This is a genomic window from Pseudomonas sp. PS02303 (assembly GCF_029959925.1).
Classification (GTDB): Bacteria; Pseudomonadota; Gammaproteobacteria; order Pseudomonadales; family Pseudomonadaceae; genus Aquipseudomonas; species Aquipseudomonas mandelii.
Genome location: NZ_JASCOM010000452.1, coordinates 1 through 2,637 on the forward strand (window position 1 = coordinate 1; position 2,637 = coordinate 2,637).

Sequence of the window (2,637 nt, forward strand, 5' to 3'; positions counted from 1 at the left end):
AAGCTTGCTCGCGAAGGCGGCGTGTCAGACGTTGGAAATGTCGACTGATACGACGCCTTCGCGAGCAAGCTTCGCTCCTACCGGGGCCGTATTCATCTGACGAGCAGGTTTTCCTTATGCAATCTTCTTCAATCGACATCGCTTCAGTGCCAGCGGCCAAACCAGGGCTGCGGCTGTTGCTGCTGCCTCTGGTGATCCTCGCCGGCATGGGCCTTTCCGTGGAGGCCGGTCTGCTCGGGCCGCTCGGGGTTCAGGTCGGGCATTTATGGGCGACGTTGAGCATCTTCGGCGTCGGCTCGGCGATTCTGTTTCTGCTGTTGTTGTTCAGCGGCAAGCAACAAGGTCCGGCGTTGAACACCTTGCCGCGCTGGCAGTTGATCGGCGGCTTCCTCGGGCCGATCTACGTGGTGGTGCTGACCCTGGCCACGCCGCACATCGGGATCGCGATGACGATGATCGCGATCCTCTCCGGGCAGGTTGGCAAAAGCGTGTTGATCGACCACTTCGGATGGTTCGGCGCTACCCGCAAAAAGGTCAACGGTGAGCGTTGGCTAGCGTTGCTGCTGATTGTCGCGGCACTTGTTCTGATTGCTCGGGGTTGATGATGAATCTGATTATTTTGTTGGCCGTGGTGGTGGCCGCCGGCGCGGTGTTGAGTATCCAGGCGGCGATCAACGGGCGCCTGGGGGAAACCGTCGGCGTGTTGCGCAGTAGTCTGCTGACCTTCGCAGTGGGCGCGGTGGTCACCGGGTTGCTGATCCTGTTTTTTGAACCGGCCCATGCCGTGAGCCTGCTGGACGTGCCGAAATGGCAACTCAGCGGTGCCTTGTTCGGCGTCGTCTACATGATGGTCATGGTCGGCGCGGTGCCGCGTGTCGGCACGGCAGTGGCAACCGTGGCGGTGATCGTCGGGCAGTTGGGCATGGGGATGTTGATCGATAACTTCGGCTGGCTGGGTAACCCGGCGATCGAGTTGTCGAGCAGTCGGTTGCTGGCGATGGTGTGCCTGGCGCTGGCGTTGCTGTTCATGTATCGCAGCAGCACCCGAAGCGAGTAACTGCGCGCCATTTTGTAGCTCCTACACTGATGAGTGAAGTGCGCATTTGCCGCACGCGACGACCACACCCAAGGAGTCAGACTCATGATCGACAGTGAAAGTACCTGCGACTGCCCCAAATGCTCCTGCAAACTGGGCGAGCACCCGATAGCGCGTCACGGCAAACACTATTGCTGTGAAGCGTGCGCCAAGCACCACGAACATGGCGAGGAGTGTGCGAGCAAAGGTTGCAAGTGCGCACACGCCAAATAGCTCATCAACATGAAGTGGAGCCTCTCGGGCTCCACTTTCAATGTCGGATAACTACCCCCTGTAATGCTCAGCCCGCCGGGCGCCACGTCACATTTTCGATGCCGAATTTCTCCGCCAGCGGCTTGCTGGTTTTTTGCACCTTCTCTCGGCCAAAGCGGGGTATTCGTCCAACCCCTGCGTCACAACTGGCCCAGTGCCAAGCCTCCGCGTTGTCCATTTTGTCCAGGCGGATAATGAAAGACTTTGGCGCGCCATGAAGGGTGTATTCAATGACGAAAAGTTTTGCGTTGTTCATAAAGCCCGTATTCCTCCCTGTGGTAATACAAGGATCGTTGGGGTTAAGGAAAATTCATTCGGATTGTCAGACGGCTGCCGCCGGTGGCGACAAGGTGAGTGGCCCGTTACCATGCAAGACCTGAAAACCCCAATGATCATTGCCCATGGCCCTTGCCGCCCCGCCAGACCTGAGTGACACCGATGTGCCCGTGCAACCGCTGGCACGCACTTACTCGCGTGGCTTGTACATCGAGCCCCACGAGCATGAATGGGGCCAATTGCTGTACGCCATGAGCGGGGTCATGTGGGTGGAAACGCCCCAAGAGGCGTTGGTGGTGCCGCCGCAACGGGCGGTGTGGCTGCCGCCGGGCGTGCCGCATGGCATCCGCGTGGTCTCTGACCTGCAGATGCGCAACATCTACCTGCGGCCCTCATTGGCGGTCACGTTGGATGACAGTGTTCAGGTGATCGAAGTCGGCGGGCTGCTGCGTGAGCTGATCGTCGGGCTGGTGGAGCAGGGCGATGATGGCGCGCCCGAGTACTACGAGGCGCTGGTCGGCCTGGCGTTGCTGGAGCTTAGACGAGCCAGGCGTTCGCTGTTGAAAATCCCGTTGCCGGATGATTCCGACCGACGCCTGATGAACCTGTGTCAGGCGGTCATGGCCGCGCCCTCGCTGGCCATTCCCTTCGAGCAGCACGCGGAAAATGCCGGTGCCAGCGTGCGCACCCTGGCACGGCTGTTCAAGGAAGGCCTGGGCATGGGCTTCGCCGAATGGCGGCGGCAGGTGCAATTGGCGACCGCGGCGGCGGAGTTGATTCAAGGCGTGCCGGTCAGCACGATTGCCCGCGAACTGGGCTATTCGCCGAGCAGCTTCAGCGACATGTTCCGCCGGGAACTGGGTGTCGCGCCTTCGCAGTTTGCGGCGAGCCAACACCCCGTCCAGCCATGACGCACCCCTGTAGCTGAGGGAAAACCTTGTAGGCGTGAGCCTGCTCGCGATAGCGGTGTATCAGGTAGCACAGATGTCGACTGACACTCCGCTATCGCGAAC

5 protein-coding genes are annotated in these 2,637 nt (G+C 60.4%); 4 read left to right on the top strand and 1 reads right to left on the bottom strand.

All coding sequences use genetic code 11. The features are described from left to right. Positions 1–116: 116 nt before the first annotated feature. The 3 genes from QMX98_RS33935 to QMX98_RS33945 all read left to right on the top strand — a co-directional run bounded on the left by QMX98_RS33935 (position 117) and on the right by QMX98_RS33945 (position 1,309). On the top strand, positions 117–602 hold the full coding sequence (locus tag QMX98_RS33935) for a DMT family transporter (protein ID WP_010458572.1): 486 nt from the start codon (positions 117–119) through the stop codon (positions 600–602). Beyond that, positions 602–1,057 carry a DMT family transporter gene (locus tag QMX98_RS33940; RefSeq protein WP_010458574.1) on the top strand — a complete coding sequence of 152 codons (456 nt, stop codon included), beginning with the start codon at positions 602–604 and terminating at the stop codon, positions 1,055–1,057. Before QMX98_RS33935 ends, QMX98_RS33940 begins: the two co-directional genes overlap by 1 nt. Positions 1,058–1,141: 84 nt before the next feature. After that, complete coding sequence (locus tag QMX98_RS33945; RefSeq protein WP_010458576.1) at positions 1,142–1,309, top strand: metallothionein; 168 nt, start codon at positions 1,142–1,144, stop codon at positions 1,307–1,309. A gap of 67 nt (positions 1,310–1,376) precedes the next feature. Here the strand turns inward: QMX98_RS33945 and QMX98_RS33950 are convergent, their stop codons facing one another. Further along, a complete protein-coding gene (locus QMX98_RS33950) occupies positions 1,377–1,604 on the bottom strand; it encodes a DUF6555 family protein (RefSeq protein WP_010458578.1) in 228 nt (75 codons plus the stop codon). 145 nt (positions 1,605–1,749) lie between these two features. On the opposite strand from QMX98_RS33950, the gene QMX98_RS33955 reads away from it, so the two are divergent. Continuing rightward, on the top strand, positions 1,750–2,535 hold the full coding sequence (locus tag QMX98_RS33955; RefSeq protein WP_077748862.1) for a helix-turn-helix transcriptional regulator: 786 nt from the start codon (positions 1,750–1,752) through the stop codon (positions 2,533–2,535). Positions 2,536–2,637 lie beyond the last annotated feature (102 nt).

Bases quoted from the DNA above. Each gene is read 5' to 3' on its own strand.
- QMX98_RS33935 (WP_010458572.1), top strand. From the start codon at position 117: ATGCAATCTTCTTCAATCGACATCGCTTCAGTGCCAGCGGCCAAACCA.
- QMX98_RS33940 (WP_010458574.1), top strand. From the start codon at position 602: ATGATGAATCTGATTATTTTGTTGGCCGTGGTGGTGGCCGCCGGCGCG.
- QMX98_RS33945 (WP_010458576.1), top strand. From the start codon at position 1,142: ATGATCGACAGTGAAAGTACCTGCGACTGCCCCAAATGCTCCTGCAAA.
- QMX98_RS33950 (WP_010458578.1), bottom strand. From the start codon at position 1,604: ATGAACAACGCAAAACTTTTCGTCATTGAATACACCCTTCATGGCGCG.
- QMX98_RS33955 (WP_077748862.1), top strand. From the start codon at position 1,750: ATGGCCCTTGCCGCCCCGCCAGACCTGAGTGACACCGATGTGCCCGTG.